At 68.2% G+C, this 19,647-nt stretch carries 20 protein-coding genes and 1 tRNA gene; 7 read left to right on the forward strand and 14 right to left on the reverse strand.

Annotated features, from left to right (window positions below):
• Positions 1-57: 57 nt before the first annotated feature.
• The 6 genes from fusA to ABD727_RS11490 form a co-directional block, all read right to left on the reverse strand.
• Positions 58-2,151, reverse strand: coding sequence for an elongation factor G (fusA, locus tag ABD727_RS11465; protein WP_344707516.1), 2,094 nt, complete (start codon positions 2,149-2,151; stop codon positions 58-60).
• Between the two features lie 66 nt (positions 2,152-2,217).
• Positions 2,218-2,688, reverse strand: a complete 471-nt coding sequence (rpsG, locus tag ABD727_RS11470; RefSeq protein ID WP_344707517.1) for a 30S ribosomal protein S7 — start codon at positions 2,686-2,688, stop codon at positions 2,218-2,220.
• A 60-nt stretch (positions 2,689-2,748) separates the two neighbouring features.
• Positions 2,749-3,120 carry a 30S ribosomal protein S12 gene (gene rpsL, locus ABD727_RS11475; protein WP_168068175.1) on the reverse strand — a complete coding sequence of 124 codons (372 nt, stop codon included), beginning with the start codon at positions 3,118-3,120 and terminating at the stop codon, positions 2,749-2,751.
• Between the two features lie 204 nt (positions 3,121-3,324).
• A complete protein-coding gene (locus ABD727_RS11480) occupies positions 3,325-3,747 on the reverse strand; it encodes a cupin domain-containing protein (RefSeq protein ID WP_344707518.1) in 423 nt (140 codons plus the stop codon).
• Entirely contained in the window at positions 3,744-4,340 is a 597-nt protein-coding gene (locus tag ABD727_RS11485) for a DUF4142 domain-containing protein (protein ID WP_344707519.1), read from the reverse strand. The genes ABD727_RS11480 and ABD727_RS11485 overlap by 4 nt, the downstream gene beginning before the upstream one ends.
• A 60-nt stretch (positions 4,341-4,400) precedes the next feature.
• Positions 4,401-5,693 (reverse strand): Xaa-Pro dipeptidase, encoded by a 1,293-nt coding sequence (locus ABD727_RS11490; RefSeq protein WP_344707520.1) that lies wholly within the window; start codon positions 5,691-5,693, stop codon positions 4,401-4,403.
• Between the two features lie 98 nt (positions 5,694-5,791).
• Here ABD727_RS11490 and ABD727_RS11495 point away from each other — a divergent pair, with 98 nt between their 5' ends.
• Positions 5,792-6,787: an LLM class flavin-dependent oxidoreductase gene (locus tag ABD727_RS11495; RefSeq protein WP_344707521.1), complete on the forward strand. Its 996-nt coding sequence runs from the start codon at positions 5,792-5,794 to the stop codon at positions 6,785-6,787.
• 1 nt (position 6,788) lies between these two features.
• Here ABD727_RS11495 and lpdA read toward each other — a convergent pair whose 3' ends face one another.
• From lpdA to ABD727_RS11510, 3 genes are read right to left on the reverse strand one after another with little or no spacing between them, the layout of a single operon-like run.
• Positions 6,789-8,201 carry a dihydrolipoyl dehydrogenase gene (gene lpdA / locus ABD727_RS11500; protein WP_344707522.1) on the reverse strand — a complete coding sequence of 471 codons (1,413 nt, stop codon included), beginning with the start codon at positions 8,199-8,201 and terminating at the stop codon, positions 6,789-6,791.
• Positions 8,194-8,577 carry an acyl-CoA thioesterase gene (locus ABD727_RS11505; protein ID WP_344707523.1) on the reverse strand — a complete coding sequence of 128 codons (384 nt, stop codon included), beginning with the start codon at positions 8,575-8,577 and terminating at the stop codon, positions 8,194-8,196. Before ABD727_RS11505 ends, lpdA begins: the two co-directional genes overlap by 8 nt.
• A gap of 1 nt (position 8,578) precedes the next feature.
• A complete protein-coding gene (locus tag ABD727_RS11510; RefSeq protein WP_344707524.1) occupies positions 8,579-9,883 on the reverse strand; it encodes a pyruvate dehydrogenase complex dihydrolipoamide acetyltransferase in 1,305 nt (434 codons plus the stop codon).
• A gap of 94 nt (positions 9,884-9,977) precedes the next feature.
• Here ABD727_RS11510 and ABD727_RS11515 point away from each other — a divergent pair, with 94 nt between their 5' ends.
• Complete coding sequence (locus ABD727_RS11515) at positions 9,978-10,448, forward strand: universal stress protein (protein WP_344707525.1); 471 nt, start codon at positions 9,978-9,980, stop codon at positions 10,446-10,448.
• On the opposite strand, the gene ABD727_RS11520 is transcribed toward ABD727_RS11515, so the two are convergent.
• The 4 genes from ABD727_RS11520 to ABD727_RS11535 are packed head-to-tail and all read right to left on the reverse strand — an operon-like array spanning position 10,445 to position 13,974.
• On the reverse strand, positions 10,445-10,933 hold the full coding sequence (locus ABD727_RS11520) for a GAF domain-containing protein (RefSeq protein WP_344707526.1): 489 nt from the start codon (positions 10,931-10,933) through the stop codon (positions 10,445-10,447). The genes ABD727_RS11515 and ABD727_RS11520 overlap by 4 nt on opposite strands.
• Positions 10,934-10,965: 32 nt before the next feature.
• Positions 10,966-12,042: a hypothetical protein gene (locus ABD727_RS11525; protein ID WP_344707527.1), complete on the reverse strand. Its 1,077-nt coding sequence runs from the start codon at positions 12,040-12,042 to the stop codon at positions 10,966-10,968.
• Positions 12,039-12,461, reverse strand: a complete 423-nt coding sequence (locus ABD727_RS11530) for a DUF4112 domain-containing protein (protein ID WP_344707528.1) — start codon at positions 12,459-12,461, stop codon at positions 12,039-12,041. The genes ABD727_RS11525 and ABD727_RS11530 overlap by 4 nt, the downstream gene beginning before the upstream one ends.
• A 4-nt stretch (positions 12,462-12,465) precedes the next feature.
• Positions 12,466-13,974, reverse strand: a complete 1,509-nt coding sequence (locus ABD727_RS11535; protein WP_344707529.1) for an ABC transporter substrate-binding protein — start codon at positions 13,972-13,974, stop codon at positions 12,466-12,468.
• Between the two features lie 114 nt (positions 13,975-14,088).
• On the opposite strand from ABD727_RS11535, the gene ABD727_RS11540 reads away from it, so the two are divergent.
• The 3 genes from ABD727_RS11540 (at position 14,089) to ABD727_RS11550 (ending at position 16,760) form a co-directional block, all read left to right on the forward strand.
• Positions 14,089-16,185: a transglycosylase domain-containing protein gene (locus tag ABD727_RS11540; protein WP_344707530.1), complete on the forward strand. Its 2,097-nt coding sequence runs from the start codon at positions 14,089-14,091 to the stop codon at positions 16,183-16,185.
• 148 nt (positions 16,186-16,333) lie between these two features.
• A complete protein-coding gene (locus ABD727_RS11545) occupies positions 16,334-16,549 on the forward strand; it encodes a Flp family type IVb pilin (protein WP_344707531.1) in 216 nt (71 codons plus the stop codon).
• A gap of 135 nt (positions 16,550-16,684) precedes the next feature.
• Positions 16,685-16,760: transfer RNA gene (locus ABD727_RS11550), tRNA-Ala, on the forward strand.
• Between the two features lie 133 nt (positions 16,761-16,893).
• On the opposite strand, the gene ABD727_RS11555 is transcribed toward ABD727_RS11550, so the two are convergent.
• Positions 16,894-17,223: a TIGR02300 family protein gene (locus ABD727_RS11555; RefSeq protein ID WP_344707532.1), complete on the reverse strand. Its 330-nt coding sequence runs from the start codon at positions 17,221-17,223 to the stop codon at positions 16,894-16,896.
• A gap of 100 nt (positions 17,224-17,323) precedes the next feature.
• On the opposite strand from ABD727_RS11555, the gene cmk reads away from it, so the two are divergent.
• Positions 17,324-17,974, forward strand: coding sequence for a (d)CMP kinase (gene cmk / locus ABD727_RS11560; protein ID WP_344707533.1), 651 nt, complete (start codon positions 17,324-17,326; stop codon positions 17,972-17,974).
• A gap of 2 nt (positions 17,975-17,976) precedes the next feature.
• Complete coding sequence (locus ABD727_RS11565; RefSeq protein ID WP_344707534.1) at positions 17,977-19,647, forward strand: thiamine pyrophosphate-binding protein; 1,671 nt, start codon at positions 17,977-17,979, stop codon at positions 19,645-19,647.

A 19,647-nucleotide genomic window follows, 5' to 3' on the forward strand; every position in this document is an offset into this window, starting at 1 on the left:
TGGGTTATCAGGACCGCTCGCCCGATTGCGAGCGCGCCCTTAGCGTCTAAAATTGAGTTACGCCAGCTTCGCCTTGACCTCTTCCGCCACGTTCTGCGGAACCTCGTCATAGTGCGAGAACTGCATCGAGTACTGAGCGCGTCCCTGGGTGAAGGAACGCAGCTGGTTCACGTAGCCGAACATGTTCGCCAGCGGGACCATCGCCTCGACGACCTGGGCATTGCCCCGGCTGTCGGTGCCCTGGATCTGGCCGCGACGGCTGTTCAGATCGCCGATGACGTCGCCGAGGTAATCCTCGGGAGTCACCACCTCGACCTTCATCATCGGCTCGAGCAGCTTGATGCCGGCCTTCTGGGCCGCTTCGCGCATCGCACCGCGACCGGTGATTTCGAACGCCAGCGCCGACGAGTCGACGTCATGGTAGGCGCCGTCGTAGAGGTTGATCTCGAAGTCGATGATCGGGAAGCCGACCAGCGAGCCCGTGGCAGCCGTCTCGCGGAAGCCCTTTTCGATCGCCGGGATATATTCCTTGGGAATATTGCCGCCCTTGATCTCGTCCTTGAAGACGATGCCCGAACCGCGCTCACCCGGGGTCAGCTTGACCTTGACGCGGCCGAACTGGCCGGTGCCGCCCGACTGCTTCTTGTGGGTGTAGTCGATGTCGACCGGCTTGCCGAGATACTCGCGGTAGGCGACCTGCGGCGCGCCGACGTTGGCCTCGACCTTGAACTCGCGCTTCATGCGATCGACCAGGATCTCGAGGTGGAGCTCGCCCATCCCCTTGATGATGGTCTGGCCGCTCTCGTGGTCCGAGGTGACGCGGAACGAGGGATCCTCGGCGGCCAGGCGGTTGAGGGCGACGCCCATCTTCTCCTGGTCGGCCTTGGTCTTCGGCTCCACCGCGACCTCGATGACGGGCTCGGGGAACTCCATCCGCTCGAGCACGATCGGCTTGGCCGGATCGCACAGCGTGTCGCCGGTGGTGGTCTCCTTGAGACCCGCGATCGCGACGATGTCGCCCGCACGCGCCTCGTCGATGTCCTCACGCGAGTTGGCGTGCATGAGGAGCATGCGGCCGATCTTTTCCTTCTTGTCCTTCACCGAGTTCAGGTAGCTGCCCTTGGACAGCGTGCCCGAATAGATGCGGGTGAAGGTCAGCGAGCCGACGAACGGATCGTTCATGATCTTGAACGCCAGCGCCGAGAAGGGCGCCTCGTCCGACGCCTCACGGGTGTCGGCTTCCTCGGTACCCGGCTTGACGCCATCGACCGGCGGAATGTCGAGCGGGCTCGGCAGATAGTCGACCACGGCGTCGAGCAGCGGCTGGACGCCCTTGTTCTTGAATGCCGAGCCGCAGACGATCGGAACGAAGTCCATCGCCAGCGTGCCCTTGCGGATCAGCTTCTTGAGCGTGGCGGTGTCGGGCTCATTGCCCTCCAGATACGCTTCCATCGCATCGTCGTCCTGTTCGACGGCGATTTCGATGAGGTCGCTGCGATACTTGGCGGCCTTCTCCTTCAGGTCATCGGGGATGTCCTGATATTCGAACTTCGCGCCAAGCGACTCCTCAAGCCAGATGATCGCGCGGTTGTTGACCAGGTCAACGAGACCCTTGAAGCCGCCCTCCATGCCGATCGGCAGGTACAGCACGGCCGGGCGCGCACCCAGGCGCTCGACGATGGTGTCGACGCAATAATAGAAATCGGCACCGGTGCGGTCGAGCTTGTTGACGAAGCACATCCGCGGGACCTTGTACTTGTCCGCCTGGCGCCACACGGTTTCCGACTGCGGCTCGACGCCGGCAACGCCGTCGAAACAGGCGACAGCGCCGTCGAGCACGCGCAGCGAACGCTCGACTTCGATGGTGAAGTCGACGTGGCCGGGCGTGTCGATGATGTTGATCAGATGCTCTTCGCCCTGACCGTCCTCGGCCTTCCACTTACAGGTGGTCGCGGCCGACGTGATCGTGATCCCGCGCTCCTGCTCCTGCTCCATCCAGTCCATGGTCGCGGTGCCCTCGTGGACCTCGCCGATCTTGTAGGACTTGCCGGTGTAGTAGAGGATTCGCTCGGTGGTCGTCGTCTTGCCGGCGTCGATGTGCGCCATGATGCCGATATTACGATAACGCTCGAGCGGATGGCTGCGGGCCATGGTCGGTGCTTCCTTCGATGTGCGGAGGCCCGGCCGGGCCGGACCCCCACGATATAGGTGCTTGTTTTACCAGCGGTAGTGGCTGAAGGCGCGGTTCGCTTCGGCCATGCGGTGCGTGTCTTCGCGCTTCTTGACCGCGTTGCCGCGGTTCTGCGAGGCGTCCATCAGCTCACCCGACAGGCGGGCGGCCATGGTCTTCTCGCTGCGGGCGCGGGCGGCGGTGATCAGCCAGCGGATCGCAAGCGCCTGGGCGCGGACGTCACGGACCTCGACGGGGACCTGGTAGGTCGCGCCACCGACACGGCGGCTGCGGACCTCGATGCCCGGCTTCACGTTGTTGAGCGCGTCGTGGAAGACCCCGATCGGGTCCTTCTTGAGACGGGTCTCGACCACGTCGAGGGCACCGTAGACGATGCTCTCGGCGACCGACTTCTTGCCATCGAGCATGACCGAATTCATGAACTTCGACAGGGTGATGTCACCGAACTTCGGGTCCGGCAGGATCTCGCGCTTTTCTGGGCGACGACGACGGGACATTGATTATTCCTTTTTCGAGCGGCGCGCCTGCGACTCTCACGCGGCGCGGCCAACACCAGCTTACTTCGGGCGCTTGGCGCCGTACTTCGAGCGCGACTGACGACGGTCCTTGACACCCTGGGTGTCGAGCACGCCGCGAAGCACGTGGTAGCGGACACCCGGAAGGTCGCGCACACGGCCGCCACGGATCAGGACCACCGAGTGCTCCTGAAGATTGTGGCCCTCACCCGGGATGTAGCTGATGACTTCGCGCTGGTTGGTCAGGCGGACCTTGGCCACCTTGCGCAGCGCCGAGTTCGGCTTCTTCGGGGTCGTGGTGTAGACACGGGTGCAAACGCCGCGCTTCTGCGGGTTCTGGTCCATCGCAGGGACCTTGCTCTTGGCCTTCTGCGGCTCGCGACCCTTGCGGATCAGCTGGTTGATCGTTGGCATGAAGCCCTTCACCTTTGAATTGCCGGAAGACCCGGCGGTTACTTTGGCTGTTCAAGCGCGAAGGCCGGCCGACCCGAAGGCCGCCGGCCGTCCCGCGAAGTAACAACGCAATGTTCTGCTCTGTCCGCAGGACCTTGGCCGCCGCGAACGAGCCGCCCCTTACCGAAGCGGCTCCGCGCGGTCAACTCTCGGGTGACGGGCCGCTCACTCGCTGGTCTTGCCGTCCCACTCGTCATTGTCGTGGTCGGCCTCGGCCTGCGCCTTGGTCTTGTGGACGACCTTGTCCTTGTGCTCGGGCGGACCGTAGAGGGTGTAGAACTGGAGCGGCTCCTCGCCGGTGTTCTTCACATTGTGGCGGGCGCCGGCGGGCACGATCACCGCAGTGTCGTCCTCGACCCGGTTCTCCTTGCCGTCGATCACGACCACGCCCTCGCCTTCCTCGAAGCGGAAGAACTGGTCGCGGTCCTCGTGCGTCTCCTCGCCGATCTCCTCGCCCGGAGCGAGGCTCATCAGCACCAGCTGGAGGTGCTCGCCGGTGTAGAGCACGCGGCGGAAGTCGTTGTTGGCGATCGTCGCTTCCTCGATGTCCGCGCAATAGCCCTGCTTGGTCGTCTTGGTGTCGCTCACTTGATCTTCTCCAGTGCGTTGAGGTGCTTCTGGACTACCCCGGTGACCTTGGCGGCATGGTCCTTGAGAGGACCGGCCGGCGCCGACGCGAGGTAGCTGTTGACCTTGGCCAGAGTCTCCTGGTGCCCGGCGCGCTGGTCGGCAAGGTAGCGCTGGTCGAAGCCTGCGCCCGACAGCGCCCGAAGTGCCTCGACCTGCGCCTGCTTGTCGGCGGGGAGAGCGGTCGGGACCGTCAGCCCGGCAGACTGCGCCGCGGCCTTGAGCTCGCTGGTCGACTTGCCATGCTCGTCGATCATCATCTGGGCGTAGGTCTTGGCGCTCGGCAAGGTCGCCTTGTCGAGCGCGATCTGGCTGCTCTGGATCTCGAACATGTCGCTGGTCGCGGCATCCTGGACATAAGCCTGGTTCGCCGAGGCGTTCGCCGCACCGCCCATGTTGCCGTCTGCCATGCCATTGCCGAGCCCGCTGTTCTCGACCGGCGCCTCGTCGGCCATGCCCTGCGTCTGGTTGTTGGAGACGGTCGTCCCCGATTGCTTGCAGGCAGAGAGGGCGAGGACGCCTGTCGCCACCGCAGTCAGAAGTACCTTGTTCATCGTCCTCGGATCCTCATGGATTGTTCGAGGACGCCAACAAGGGAGGGGGCGCTGCGTTCCTTAGGGCTTGGGTCCCCGGACCAGCACCCCGCCCTTGACCACCGCGACCGGACTGGCGAGCGGGGCGACGTCGGCGAGCGGATTGCCCGAAACCGCGACGAGGTCGCCGAAGCGCCCGACCGCGATCGCACCGACGTCCTTCTCGCGGCCGAGCGCCTCGGCTCCGTTGCGGGTCGCCGCCTGGATCGCCTGCAACGGCGTCATTCCGTAGCGCACCATCGTCCCGAATTGCCGGCCGACGAGGCCGTGCGGCATCACGCCGGCGTCCGAGCCGAACACCATCCGCACGCCCGCCTGATGCGCGCGGCGGAAGTTCTGCCGCTGCAGTTCGCCGATCTCGCGGTCCTTGCGGAGGTTGTCCTCAAGCACGCCGTTCTTGCGGCCCTCGGCCTGGGTGTAGTCGGTGTTGTAGATATCCATCGAGAACCAGCAGGGTCGTGCGCGCTGCGCGCACAGCCTTAACCCCTCGGCATCGGCAAGGCTGGCATGCTCGATCGTGTCGATCCCCGCACGCACCGCCGCCTTGATCCCGTCCGCGCCATGCGCGTGGGCGGCGACCCGAAGTCCCCACTGGTGCGCCTCGTCGGCGATGGCGCGAAGCTCGGTCTCGCTCAGCTGCTGCTGGCCGGGCTCGGTGTTGCGCGAAAAGACCCCGCCGGTGGCGCAGACCTTGATCACCTCGGCGCCATATTTGCGCTGCCGCCGGACCTGGTAGCGGAGCTCCTCGACTCCGTCGGCGACACCTTCTTCCTTGTTGGCCTTCTCGAGGCTCGGAGGAAGGAAGGTCGAGTCGCAGTGGCCGCCGGTCGCACCGAGCGCGAAGCCTGCCGGGACGATCCGCGGGCCCACCGCATAGCCTTCGTCGATCGCCTGTTTCAGCCCGATGTCGTTGCGGTTCTGCGAGCCGACGTTGCGGACGGTGGTGAAACCCGCATCGAGCATCGCCTTCGCATTGCCGACCGCGGTCATGCCGAAGAAGCTGTCGGTGAACTCGAGCCCGCGATAGCCGCCGATGTCGGCCGGGCTGTCGAGGTGGACGTGCATGTCGATGAAGCCGGGCAGCAGCGTCGTCCCGGCAAGGTCGATGTGGCGGACCTCGCTCGACCAGCGGACCGTGCGCGCGTCGGCGATCGAAGTGATCCGCCCGTCGTCGCCGATGAAGACCGCGGGATAGTCGACCACCTTGCCGGTCAGCACGTCGACCATCCGGTCGGCGGTCACCACCACCTTCTCGGCCGAGGCCGGCGCCGTCGCCATCACCGAACCGAGCAACGCGAGCAGCAGCTTCTTCATCTGTCTTCCCCCCTGGACCCTGACCGATGTTGGCGGGGAGCGGGCGCCGACGCAACCGCCGCGGTTGCAACGCCGAGGCGCGGCCCCATCTCTTGATCATGATCCCGCTGTCAGTCCTGGACCTCGCCCCGATCCCTCAAGGCTCGGAGGCCGGAGACGCGCTGCGCAACAGCGCCGACCTTGCCGCCCACGCCGAGAAGCTCGGCTTCAAGCGCTACTGGATGGCCGAGCATCACAGCATGCCCGGGATCGCCAGCGCGGCGACCGCGGTCGCCCTCGCCTTCGTCGGCGCCAACACCTCGACCATCCGCATCGGTTCGGGCGGGATCATGCTCCCCAACCACGCACCGCTGACCATCGCCGAGCAGTTCGGAACGCTTGAGGCGCTCTATCCCGGACGGATCGACCTCGGGCTCGGCCGGGCGCCCGGCACCGACCAGGCCGCCGCTCATGCGCTCCGCCGCAACCTTGCATCGGACGCCAACCAGTTCCCGCAGGACGTGCTCGAGCTGCAGTCCTACCTTCGCGGCGGCGAGCAGCGGGTGCGGGCAGTGCCCGGCGAAGGCATGGACATTCCGCTGTGGATCCTCGGATCGAGCACCTTCGGCGCGCAATTGGCGGCGATGCTCGGCCTGCCCTACGCCTTCGCCTCGCACTTCGCCCCGGCGCAGATGATGGACGCGATCGCCGTGTATCGCGAGACCTTCCGGCCTTCGGCGCAGCTCGCTAAGCCCTATGTCATGCTCGGCTTCAACGTCATCGCCGCCGACAGCGACGAGGAAGCCGAGCTGCTCGCCACCTCGATCCAGCAGGCGTTCGTCGCGCTTCGCACGGGCACGCCGGGCAAGCTCCCGCCGCCCCTGCCCGGCTTCGCCGACACGCTGCCGCTGCAGGCCAAGGCGATGCTCGACCAATTGCTGTCCTGCTCGGCGATTGGCAGCCCGGAGACGGTCCGTCGCAAGACCCTCGACTTCATCGAGCGGACCGGGGCCGACGAGCTGATCGTCACCGCGCAGATCCACGACCACCAGGCCCGCCGCCGCTCCTACGCGCTGCTTGCCGAAGCGGTGATGACAGAGCCCGCGCTGGCCTGAGCTACATGTGGAGGACGCGCCCGTCGGCGGCGAGGATGCTCTCGTGCATCATCTCGCTGAGCGTCGGGTGCGGGAAGATCGTCCGCGCATAATCCTCGTCGATGAGCTCGGCGGTCTTGCCGACCACATAGCCCTGGATCAGCTCGGTCACCTCCGCGCCGATCATGTGCGCGCCGAGCAGCTCGCCCGTCTTCGAATCGACCACCGTCTTGATGAAGCCCTCGGTCTCGCCGAGCGCGATCGCCTTGCCGTTGCCGATGAAGGGGAACTTGCCGACCTTGACCTCGTGGCCGGCTTCCTTGGCCTTGGCCTCGGTCATCCCCACGGATGCCACCTGCGGGTGGCAATAGGTGCAGCCCGGAATGTTCGCCCGGTCGAGGACATGCGGGTGCACCTCCTTGTTGCCGAGATCCTGCGCGATCGCCTCGGCGGCGGTGACGCCCTCATGGCTCGCCTTGTGCGCCAGCCACGGTCCCGGCGTGCAGTCGCCGATCGCCCACAAACCCTTGGACTTCGTCCGGCCGTAGGGATCGATCTGGATGAAGCCGCGGTCCATCTCGACCAGCGTGTCGATCCCGACATTCTCGGTGTTGGGGACGATCCCGACCGCGACGATGCAGTGGCTGAAGTCGTGGCTCCCGACCTTGCCGTCTTTGCCCTTGATCTGCGCCTTGATCCCCGAGCCCGAGGCGGCGATCGAATCGACCCCCGCGCCGGTCATGATCTTGATCCCCTGCTTGGTCAGGCTCTTCTCGAGGAAGGCGGAGACCTCGGAATCCTCGACGGGCACGATCCGGTCGAGCATCTCGACCACGGTCACCTCGGCACCCATGTCGTTGTAGAAGCTCGCAAACTCGATCCCGATCGCGCCTGAGCCGATGACCAGCAGCTTGGTCGGCATCTCGGCCGGGGTCATCGCGTGGCGGTAGGTCCAGATGCGCTTGCCGTCGGCGGGCGCGAACGGGAGGTCGCGCGCCCGGGCGCCCAAGGCCAGGATGACGTGCTTGGCGCTGAGCTGCTCCTCGCCCTTGTCGCTCTTGACGGTCATGCTGGTCGGACCGGTCATCGTCCCGACGCCCATGTGCACGGTGATCTTGTTCTTCTTCATCAGGTGCGTGACGCCCTGATTGAGCTGCTTGGCCACCCCGCGGCTGCGCGTCACCACCGCCGCCAGATCGGCCTCGATCTTGCCCGCGAGCTTCAGCCCATAATCCTGCGCATGCTGCGCGTAATGCAGGATCTCGGCCGAGCGGAGCAGCGCCTTGGTCGGGATGCAGCCCCAGTTGAGGCAGATTCCGCCGAGGTTCTCGCGCTCGACGATGGCGACCTTCAGCCCGAGCTGCGCCGCGCGGATCGCCGCGACATAGCCGCCCGGGCCCGAGCCGAGCACGATGAGGTCGTAGGTATCAGCCATTCTTCTCTTCCTTCGCCGCGATCGGCCGCGGCCTGTTGTCGTCATCCAGCGCGACGAAGGTGAACTCGCCCTCCGCCACCAATGTCTCGGTCTCGCCGTCCCGTTCTCGCGCCACGCCCTCGGCGCGCAGCAGGAGCGAGGTCCGGCCCTGCTTCAACAGCTCGACATAGACCGACAGCTCGTCGCCCACGGCCATCGCCCCCGGAAACCTGAGCTTCTCCGCCCCGACGAGGATCGCCTTGCCGCCCGTATGTCGCGACGCGAAGCTCCCGCAGGCGAGCCCCATCTGCCCCATTAGCCAGCCCCCGAACACACCCCCGTAAGGGTTGGTGTCCGTCGGCATCGCCGTGGTGCGGATAAGCGCCTCGCGCGCCATGTCAGGCAACGAGGCCGAGCGGGCTTTCGATCAGTTCCTTGAGCGTCTTCATCAGGCGAGCGCCGTCCGCGCCGTCGATGGCGCGGTGATCGAAGCTGCCGGTGATGCTCATCACGGTGGCGACGGTCAGTTCCTCGCCCTCGACCCACGGACGCTTCTCGCCCGCGCCGACCGCGAGGATCATCGCCTGGGGCGGGTTGATGACCGCGTCGAACTGCTTGATCCCGAACATGCCCATGTTGCTGAGGCTCGCGGTGCCGCCCTGATATTCGTGGGGGGCGAGCTTGCCTTCCTTGGCGCGGCCCGCAAGCTCGGTAATCTCCTGGCTGATCTTGCTGACCGACTTGGTCGCGGCGTCGGCGACGATTGGGGTGATGAGGCCGCCCGGGATGCTCACCGCGACCGCGATGTCGCTGCGCTTGTACATGATCAGCTGGTCGGGGGTGAAGCTGACGTTGCACTCGGGCACCGCCTCGAGCGCGACGGCAAGCGCCTTGATCAGCAGGTCGTTGACGCTGAGCTTGATCTTGCGACCCGCAAGCCCCGCGTTGAGCTCGGACCGCAGCTTGAGCAGCGCGTCGAGGCGGACGTCGACCGTCAGGTAGATGTGCGGGATATCGCGCTTCGCCTCGGACAGGCGGCGGGCGATGGTCTTGCGCATGTTGCTGAGCTTGACCGCCTCGTGCGGGATGTCGGTCGAAAACGGCTGCGCGGGAGCCGCGGCAGCGACGGGTGCAGCAGCGGCGGCGGGCTGGGCCTGAGGCTGCGACAGCGCACCGCCGGCGGTGCCGAGGTCAGCGCGAACGATCCGCCCGCCCGGCCCCGAACCGGTCAGCGTCGTGAGGTCGATTCCCTGCGCCTGCGCTAGCTTGCGCGCGAGCGGGCTCGCCTTGACCCGTTCGCCGTCCGCCTTGGGCGCGGCGGCCGGCTTTGCCGGTGCGGCGGGCGTCTCGACCGGAGCCGGAGCCGGCGCAGCCGGAGCCGGAGCCTCGGCCTTGGGTGCAGGAGCAGCGGGCTTCTCTTCGGCCGCGGGAGCCGCAGCCGCCGCCGGCGCCGCTTCCTCGCCCTCGCCGCCGATCAGCGCGATCGGGGTCCCAACCTTCACCCCGTCGGTGCCTTCGGGAACGAGGATCTTGCTGACCACGCCCTCGTCGACCGCCTCGAATTCCATCGTCGCCTTGTCGGTCTCGATCTCGGCCAGGATGTCGCCGCTCGACACGGTGTCGCCTTCCTTGACCAGCCACTTGGCGAGCGTGCCCTCCTCCATGGTGGGGGACAAAGCGGGCATCTTGAGTTCGATCGCCATCGTGGACCTTCGTGGGGCTGGAACGGAAACTGTTGGCCTCCCAAAGACCATGCCCCCTTGCCCGTCAAGCAGCGCTGGTCCACGCTTCCCGGCGATGGCAACGGGCAAGCGCACCTATCTGGTCGTGATCGACGACAGCGAAGAGGCACGGATCGCGCTGCGCTTCGCCGCGCGCCGGGCGGCCAAGACCGGTGGCGCCTTCGAGGTGCTGGCGATCGTCGAGCCGCAGGACTTCGTCCAGTGGGGCGGGGTGCAGGCCGCGATCGAGGAAGAACAGCGCCTGCGAATCGAGGGTCATGTCGCGGCCAGCCTCGGCGATCTCGCCGGCGCGGTGCCGCTCGCCGAAGCCGCGATCATGGTCCGCCAAGGCGAGCCGGTGGCGGTCGTCCGCGAGCTGATGGGTAGCCGCGACGACATCGCCGCGCTGGTCCTCGGCGCCGCTCCCACGGGCGATCCCGGCCTGCTCGTCGCCGCCTTCGCCGGCACCGACGCCGGCAAGCTCCCCTGCCCGCTGATGATCATCCCAGGCGGCCTGAGCGACGAACGGCTGGAGCAGCTGAGCTAGGAAGCGAGCCGCTCCGCCAGCAATGCGCACAGCTTGACGCAGCCGGCTTCGTCCTCGGCGTCGAAGCGGGACTTGTCGGGGCTGTCGAGGTCGAGGACGGCGATGAGTGCGCCATCGGCTCCGACGATCGGCACCACCAGCTCGCTCTGGCTCGCGGCGTCGCAGGCGATGTGGCCCGGGAAGGCGTGGACGTCGTCGACCCGCTGCGGTTCGAGGGTCGCGGCGGCGGTCCCGCACACGCCCCGCCCGAACGGGATGCGGATGCAGGCGGCGCGGCCCTGGAACGGCCCCAACACCAGCTCGCCCCCGACATTGCGGTAGAAGCCCGCCCAATTGAGGCCCGGGAGCGTCTCCCAGATCAGCGCGGCGGCATTGGCCATGTTGGCGATCCCGTCCGGCTCGCCCTCGGTGAGCCCGTCGAGCGCCTGCAGGAGGTCGGCGTAGAGCGTCGGCTTGTCCGCCGCATCGATCTTGAAGTCGTACATGGCGGACGATCTAGGGACGCTCGCCCGATTTGTCAGCGCCACTCGGCCTTGAGCGCCGCCACCTCGCTCCTGCCCTCTCCCGACAGCCAGGGTCCGAGCGACGCCCAGGGTAGCAGCACTTCCTCCTCGCAGGCCTGCATGACGTGGGGCATCGAGGGCAGGAAGACGATGCCGGTCCGGCGAAGCTCGGCCGACCAGCCTTCGGTGTCGGCGACTGCCTCGGTGCACTCATCGTCATGGCGGTAGCGCTTCATCAGGACGGCGCGGAAGGCCGGGGTCAGGGTGCGATAGAAGCGATCCTCCCCCTCACCCAACCGCTCCTTCGTCACCGCGCGCGTGGACAGCCAGTCGAGCAGTTCGACTTCCGCTCCGCTTCGGCGATCGAACAGCAGGGGGTTCGACCACTCGTCGGGATGCGCGCCTTCGCAGAAACCGCCACCACGCTCCATGACGGCCAGCCAGCGCCGCGTCGCGAGGGTAAGCGTCAGTTCGACATCGTAGCTCGCGCCCGTCCCGCCACCCCAATAGCCTCCCCGATCACAACCCTTCCAGTCGGCCTCTTCGCTGTCGCGGAAGGGCTCGAACAACCGGCGATTGATTTGGGCCACTGCGGACCCGGCCCCCGGCAGTTGCAGCGACACGATCGAGAAATCCGGGAAGTGCCCGCGCGTGTCGAGGGTCGTCAGAGTCACCCTCTGCCCTGCCTGCACCACTTCGCTCCGGACGATCCGCACGCCTTCGAGCCTTGGCGCCTGGAACGTCTTGCTCGCGCATGGATCGTCCTCGAATTCGCCCTTGTCGAACGAGATCGAGCGAAGCCGGACAGGCAGTCGCCTGCTCCCACTTCGCCATTCACCGATCACAGCTTCGCCGACCGCGCCGCGCAGGCTCAGGCTTGGCTCGCTGCCATTGCCCTCGCTGAACAGGCCAGACGATCCTTCGACGGGGCTGAGCATGATCGGCACCAGCCGCGAACGGTAGTAATAAGCGCCGTGCCGTTCAGCCATACACAGCCGCACCGGCAGGCTGCCGATGGTCCCGTCGTAGAGACCCGGTGGCACTGCGGACGGCGTCAGCGCCAGTCCTGCCAGCGCCGCCGCCAGCATCACCGAAGCGGTTCCGCGTCGATGGTCCGGGTCGCCGGATGATGCTTGTCGAGGTGGCGCTTGATGATCCGCAGGTTGCGGGTGTTGGCACGGAAGAAATAATCGGGAATCGCGCCGACGAACGGGATCAGGCCGAGCAGCCAGTCGACGCCGATGTTGGCTCCCATCCGGCTGACCTGCCACTTGCTGAGGCCAAGGTTGCGAGCCTCCCAGGCCAGATAGGCGCCGAGTCCGGCGGCGACCGTCGGGCCCACTCCGGGGACGAAGTCGAGCAGCACGTCGAGACCGACCCGCTTGCTCGTGCCCGGGATCGGGAAGGCCCGTTCGAGCAGATGCTCGAGCGCTTCCATCCGTTGCCGGACTTGCTGCGGGTCGCGGCCGAGGGGAAGCTCGGGGCGAAGGGGCTGGGGTCGAACGCTCATCCCCCTAATCTCGTGATGCGGGGCGTTCGCGCAAGCCCGTTAGCGGATGACGGGCGAAGCGGTTCTCCTGGAAGCCGCTGATCCCGCGCGCGGCGAGCGACCAGCGGACCGGCGCTGCGACGGGCATGAACAGCACGGCCTCGCGCATCCGTCGCTCGGCCTCGGCGAAGAAGGCAACGCGCTGCGGCGCGAAGCCGGTGAGCCGGGCGGCGTCGAGCAGCCGGTCGGCATCGGGGTCGCAGACCGGCACGAAGTCGCAGCGGAAGCTTCGCAGGAACCAGGCCGGAGAGGTCGACGGCGCGACCTCGTCGACCCAGCGCAGATCGGCGCGCTGTCCTGGCTTGGCGGCGACCACCGAAAGGTTGAGCGGCCCCCAGTCGGCCTGAAGTCGGCGGAGGATGATCTCGCCTCCCCGGCCGGGCGGAAGCGCGACTCGCAGCTCGGGCGCGGGCTCGAGCGTCGGGGGTTCCTGCGCGCCGCTCGCACGGGGGAAGAGCATCCGAGCCCGGGCGATGATGTCCTCGCGGCGATTGGCGAGCGGGACGCCGGTCCAGGCGGGCTCGGCCGGCGCCGTCACTCCGTCGAGGCCGAGCTGGAGCAGGCTGGTGCGCGGCTGAAGGTCGGGCACTCCGAGCGCGGCGACCAGCGCGGCCCGGTCGATCGTCTCGTCGAGCAGCGCACGCACCGCAGGGTCGGCGAGCGGCCCGTCCTTGCGCGCCGGAACGAGCCCGAACAGCCCCGCGACGGGGTCGATCCGGAGCGATCCGCGCGGTAGTCGCGCCTGCTGCGCCAGCGCCAGGTCGGCGATCGTTCCGCCGAGCACCAGCTCGGCCTTGCCGGCGACGAAGTTGGCGATCGCGGCATCGGCGGCGGCGGCGCCAAGCCGGACCTGTTCCCTGCTGCCTTCATCGCCGTCGAAGCCCGGGAGGGTTCGAGTCAGCAGCAGCGTCGAGTTCTTCGCCTCGACCGCGAACGGGCCGGTGCCCCGGCGCTCGCGCACCAGTCCGAACTCGGGCTGGGCGAGCAACTGGAGGAGGTGCGGCCGGGGCGCGCTCAGCTCGATCGCCACCACCCGGTCGGTCATCGCCACCACCTGGTCGATCGCGCCGACCGAATCGCGCAGCGGATTGCGGCCCGCCTTTGCGAAGTGGCGCTCGAGCAGCCGGACGACATCACGGGCGCGGACCTTGCGGCCCTCGCTCCACTCGGCCGAGCGCAGCCGGAAGACATAGCTCAGCCCGTCGTCGCTGACCGCCCAGCGCTCGGCCAGCGCGGGAACGATGTTGCCCCCCGAGTCGAATCCGACCAGCCCCTGCGCGGCATTCTCGACCAGCACGAGGTCGCCCGGCGTGAGGCTTGCGGACGAGGGATCGGCGATCCGCGGCAGGCGCTCGCCGATGACCAGCGCGTCGACCTCGCCACCCGGGTTCTGGCGGCAGCCGCCGAGCAGGGCGAGCGCAAGCAGCAGTGCCGCTCCGCCGGCCTTTCGCCGTCCTGCTCGACTTGCTTTCATCCGCCTTGCCCTAGCCTGCGCCACCGCCGACAGAAAGGGTTCAGCTTGCGCCCCCTAGTCACGGCACCTCTGCTGTATTAGGGCGTTAGGTCACCCAGTAGGACAATCGGTGGAATGGCGGATCGCGACTCACCCTGGCAGCGTGGCGGGCGCAACGTCGAGGAACTGCCCGACCCGTTCGCGCCGCCGCCCTGGTCGGCGCCCCCGCTGACCCGGCGCAAGCACTGGTGGAGTCGCACCCCCCGGCCCGCGTCCGAGCAGCCTTCCGCGCAGCCCGTCGAGCGCGACTTCTTCGGCGCCCCGCCGCCGCCCGCCGACGAGCGACCCACGGCGCCCCCAGTCCGCCGCCGCCGGCCGTGGCTCCGCTGGGGCATGATCGCGGTGGCCGCGCTTCTGCTGGTCACCCTCCTGTGGCTGATCATCACCGCCCCGCTCGGACGGGCGCTCGAGCCCCTGCCCGACCCGGCGATGCTGATCGTGTCGAGCGAGGGCAAGCCGATCGCGCGGCGCGGCGCCATCAAGGAAGCCCCGGTCGAGGCGAGCAAGCTCAAACCCTATACGCCCGCCGCCTTCGTCGCGATCGAGGACCGCCGCTTCTATCGCCACTGGGGGATCGACCCGCGCGCGATCGGCCGGGCGATGGTCACCAACTTCCAGGCCGGCGGGGTCCGCCAGGGCGGCTCGACCCTGACCCAGCAGCTCGCCAAGACCAGCTTCCTCTCCTCCGACCGGAGCCTCAAGCGCAAGGCGCAGGAGGTGATCATCGCTTTCTGGCTGGAAGGCTGGCTGACCAAGGACGAGATTCTCTCGCGCTACCTGTCATCGGTCTATTTCGGCGACGGAGTCTACGGCCTGCGCGCCGCCTCGCGCCATTATTTCGGCCGTCCGCCCGAGCAGTTGACCCTGTCGCAGTCGGCGATGCTCGCCGGGCTGGTGCAGGCCCCGAGCCGTCTCGCCCCCACCCGCAACCTGCCAGGTGCGCAGAAAAGGGCCAGGCTGGTGCTCGCCGCCATGGCCGATACCGGCGTCATCCCCGCAGCCCGCGCCAGGGCCGCCGTGCCCGCGCGTCCGGTCGCGCGCACCAACAAGGTCCCGACCGGCACCTATTTCGCCGATTGGGTCGCGCCCCAGGCCGGGGCGGCGTTCGAAAGCGACTTCGGCGAGGTTCGGGTACGCACGACGCTCGACGCCGATCTCCAGCGAATCGCCAGCCGGGCGGTCGCCAACGCCCCGCTCTCCCCAGGCGTCCAGGCGGCGCTGGTCGCGATGCGTCCGGACGGACGGGTCGTCGCGATGGTCGGCGGGCGGTCCTACAAGGATTCGTCCTTCAATCGTGCGACCCAGGCGCGCCGCCAGCCGGGCTCGGCGTTCAAGCTGTTCGTCTATCTCGCCGCGCTTCGCGCCGGCTACCGGCCCGACACCATCGTCGAGGACCGCGCGATCACCATCGATGGCTGGACCCCGGCCAATTCGGACGGCGTCTATCGCGGCTCGATCCCGATGCGGCAGGCGTTCGCCCGCTCGAGCAACGCCGCGACGGTCCGCCTGTCCGAGCAGGTCGGCCGCGCCAATGTCCTGCGCACCGCGCGCGAACTCGGCATCTCCTCGCCGCTTCCCGACAGCCCGAGCGTGGCGCTCGGCACCGCCGGGGTCAGCCTGCTCGAGCTGACCTCGGCCTATGCGGCGGTCGCCGGTGGCCGCTATCCGGTCAAGGCCACCGGCCTCCCGCCGCAGGTCAAGGAGGAGTTGGGCTTCGCCGACATGATGTTCGGCCGCGGCGGCGCGCTCGACGAAGGCCGCGACTGGCGGCCGATGCTCGACCTCCTGTGGGCCGCCGCGAACGAGGGCACGGGCAAGCGCGCCGCCCTGTCCACCGCGACCTTCGGCAAGACCGGCACCAGCCAGGACAATCGCGATGCCTTGTTCGTCGGCTTCGCCGGCGATCTGGTGGTCGGGGTTTGGATCGGGCGCGACGACAACAAGAGCCTCGGCAAGTCGGTCTCGGGTGGCACCGCGCCGGCCCAGCTGTGGCGAAGCTTCATGACTTCGGCGCTGGCGATCGACGGCCGCGGCTCGACCAGCCTGCCGAGCGGCTACCGGGCACCGCGCCGCGCTCCGGTCTCCCCTTCACAGCCCGGTTCCGAAAGCCTCGACAGCCTGATCGAGGACCTCGGCCGCACTGCCGAACGGCTGCTCGAAGACATGCTTTGAAGGTGCCTTAAATGATGAAGCGACATTTACCGGTGGGTGAAAGACCTTCTTAACCCCTTCTGCCTAGAACCACCCTTGACCGACGGGCTCGACCAGCTTGGCGGTGCCGGGAAGCCCCGGGGGAATAAGTGGAACTAGGAGACCGGACATGACCAATTTCATCAAGATGCTGAACAACGAAGATGGCGCCACCGCGATCGAGTACGGCCTGATCGCCGCCCTCATCGCCGTCGCCGCGATCACCGCGCTGACCAGCATCGGCACCAACCTCAACAGCACCTTCACCAAGGTGGGTGGCTCGCTCGGTTCGGCTACTCCGGCTGCTCCGGCTGCTTCGCCGACCCCGACCCCGGCGGCCCCGTAATGGGGAGCGCTCTCCAGGAGCGCTTGGGTTAAAGAGACGGCGCCGGTTCATCCGGCGCCGTTTTCTTTTGTGCAGGATGCATGAACTTTGGGGTTGGCAGGGCCGCGAGAGCGCCCTAAAGGCCCCCCGGGACAAGGGGCCGTAGCTCAGCTGGGAGAGCGTCGCGATGGCATTGCGAAGGTCTGGGGTTCGATCCCCCACGGCTCCACCATCCCCTAAAAGCCCGCGGTAACGCGGGCTTTTTTGTTGCCCGCGCGATCCGCGCCGGAGCCGCCCGGACGCCAGGCAAAAAAAGAGCCGCTCGAAAGCGGCTCTTCTCCAGATGGTCCGGCGATGCGCCCGACCTAGTTGTTCTCTTCCTCGTCGCCGCCGGTCTCGACCCCGAGATCGTCGTCGCCGGTCGAAAGATCGACCTCGTCGTCGGCGCTGGGCTCCTCATCCTCATCCGGAAGCGCGAGATCCTCGGCACCAAGATCCGAATCGGCCTGCTGCTGCGGCGCCGCGGCGACCGAGACCTGCTCGAACGGCATCGGCTGCTTCGACTTCAGCACCGGCTCGGGCACGAAGGTGTTGCCGCACTCGATGCAGGTGACGGGATCGTCCTTGCCGAGATCGTAGAAGCGGGTGGCGCACTTGGGGCAGGTGCGCTTGGTGCCCCATTCGGGTTTCACCATGAGCTGAAATCTCCAACGTGAAAGGAGGCCGGCGGCAGTCATGCCCCGGCCGTTCGGCGCGCCTTGCCATAGCGGGGGGTGGCTGTCAAAGCCCGCGCCCATGGCCGAACCCTCCACCCTCGTCATCGCCGTCGACGGCCCAGCCGCGAGCGGAAAGGGCACCATCGCCCGCGGCCTCGGGCAGCATTTCGGGCTTCCGCACCTCGACACCGGCAAGCTTTACCGGGCGGTCGCCCTCTCGCTGCTGCGCTGGGGCGGCGATCCCGAGAGCGAGTTCGCCGCGTTGCGCGCCTGCGACGAGGTCTCCGGGCTGCTCGACGACCCCGAGCTCAAGAGCGAGACGGTGGGCGGGATCGCCAGCCGCATCAGCGCCTATCCGGCGGTCCGCTCGGCGCTGCTTGAGCGCCAGCGCGACTTTGCCGCGCAACCCGGCGGCGCGGTGCTCGACGGGCGCGACATCGGCACCGTCATCGCGCCGGGCGCGCGCGCCAAGCTGTTCGTCACTGCCAGCCCCGAGGAACGCGCCCGCCGCCGCTTCGCCGAGCTCACTTCCTCCGGCCTCCCCGTCCACCTTGATGACGTGCTGATCGACATCCGCGCCCGCGACGAGCGCGACTCGCACCGGTCGGCAGCGCCGCTCGTCCAGGCCGAGGGCGCGATGCTTCTCGACACCAGCGCCATGACCGCCGCCGAGGCGCTGGCCGAAGCCATCCGGCTGGTGGAATCCACCTTCCCGTCCCAGGACCTCTGACCATGACCACTGCCCCGACCCGCACCGGCGGCCAGATCCTCGTCGACCAGCTCCGCATCCAGGGCTGCGACCGGATCTTCACCGTTCCCGGCGAAAGCTTCCTCGCCGTGCTCGACGCGCTCCATGACGAGCCGGCGATCGAGACGGTGGTCTGCCGGCAGGAGGGCGGGGTCGCCTACATGGCCGAGGCCGACGGCAAGCTGACCGGTCGTCCCGGGGTCGCCTTCGTCACCCGCGGGCCGGGCGCGACCAATGCCTCGCCCGGCGTCCATGTCGCCTTCCAGGATTCGACCCCGATGATCCTGTTCGTCGGCGACCTCGATCGCAAGGACAAGGACCGCGAGGGCTTCCAGGAAATCGACTTCCCGGCCTTCTTCGCACCCATCGCCAAATGGGCCGCGCGGATCGACGACGCGCGCCGAATTCCCGAATATGTCGCCCGCGCCTGGCGCGTCGCCTGCGTCGGCCGGCCCGGCCCGGTGGTCCTTTCGATCCCCGAGGACATGCTCCGGGACGAGGTCGAGGCACTCGACCGCCCGGCGGTGCCGCCGCTGGTCGAGCATCCCGACCCGTCGGCCATCGCCACCCTCTACGAACTGCTCAAGGATGCCGCCGCACCGCTCGCCATCGTCGGCGGGGCCGACTGGAGCCCCTGCGCCGCGCACCATTTCGCCAGCTGGGCAAGCCGGGTCGGCCTTCCGGTCGCCGCCGCCTTCCGCCGCCAGGACGCGGTCGCCAACGACTGCCCGGTCTACGCCGGCAACCTTGGCTATGGACCCAACCCCAAGCTGCTCGACCGCGTCCGCGAGGCCGACCTGCTGCTGGTCGTCGGCGCGCGCCTCGGCGAATCGACGACAGAGGGCTACACGCTCGTCACGCCCGACCATCCGGGCCAGACCATCGTCCACGTCCACCCCGACCCCAATGAGCTCGGCCGGGTCTACCATGCCGATCTTCCGATCTGCGCGGACATGAGCGAGTTCACCCAGGCGCTCGACTTCTGGGACGATCCCGACCTCGTCGCCTTCGGGGCCGGCGCCGAGGCCCACGCCGACTATCTCGAGTGGACCACGCCGAAGCCACGTGACGGAGTCGCGCTCGATCTCGGCCCCTGCGTCGCGCTTCTCCGCGACAAGCTTCCCGCCGACACGATCATCTGCAACGGCGCGGGCAATTTCTCGGGCTGGTTCCACCGCTACTGGCGCTACGCGGCCATGCCGACCCAGCTCGCGCCGACCAGCGGCACCATGGGCTACGGCCTCCCCGCCGCGGTCGCCGCGAGCCTGCGCTTCAAGGACCGGCAGGTGCTGTGCGTCGCGGGCGACGGCGACTTCCTGATGAACGGGCAGGAGCTCGCCACCGCCGCCCAATATGGCGCCGACCTCCTCGTCATCGTCGTCGACAATGGCAGCTACGGCACCATCCGCATGCACCAGGAGCGCGACTATCCCGAGCGCCTGTCCGCCACCACCCTCGCCAACCCCGACTTCGCCGCCCTCGCCCGCGCCTATGGCGCCTGGGCCGCGACGGTCGAAATTACCGAAGAGTTCGGTCCGGCGATCGACGAGGCCCTCACCCGAAAGGGCATCCGCCTCCTCCACTGCAAGACCGACGTCGAGGTGATCACCAACCAGACCACCATCTCGGCGCTGCGGGCGAAGTCCAGGGGGTAG

The organism is Sphingomonas swuensis (assembly GCF_039538045.1).
In the GTDB taxonomy this organism is placed as follows: Bacteria; Pseudomonadota; Alphaproteobacteria; order Sphingomonadales; family Sphingomonadaceae; genus Sphingomicrobium; species Sphingomicrobium swuense.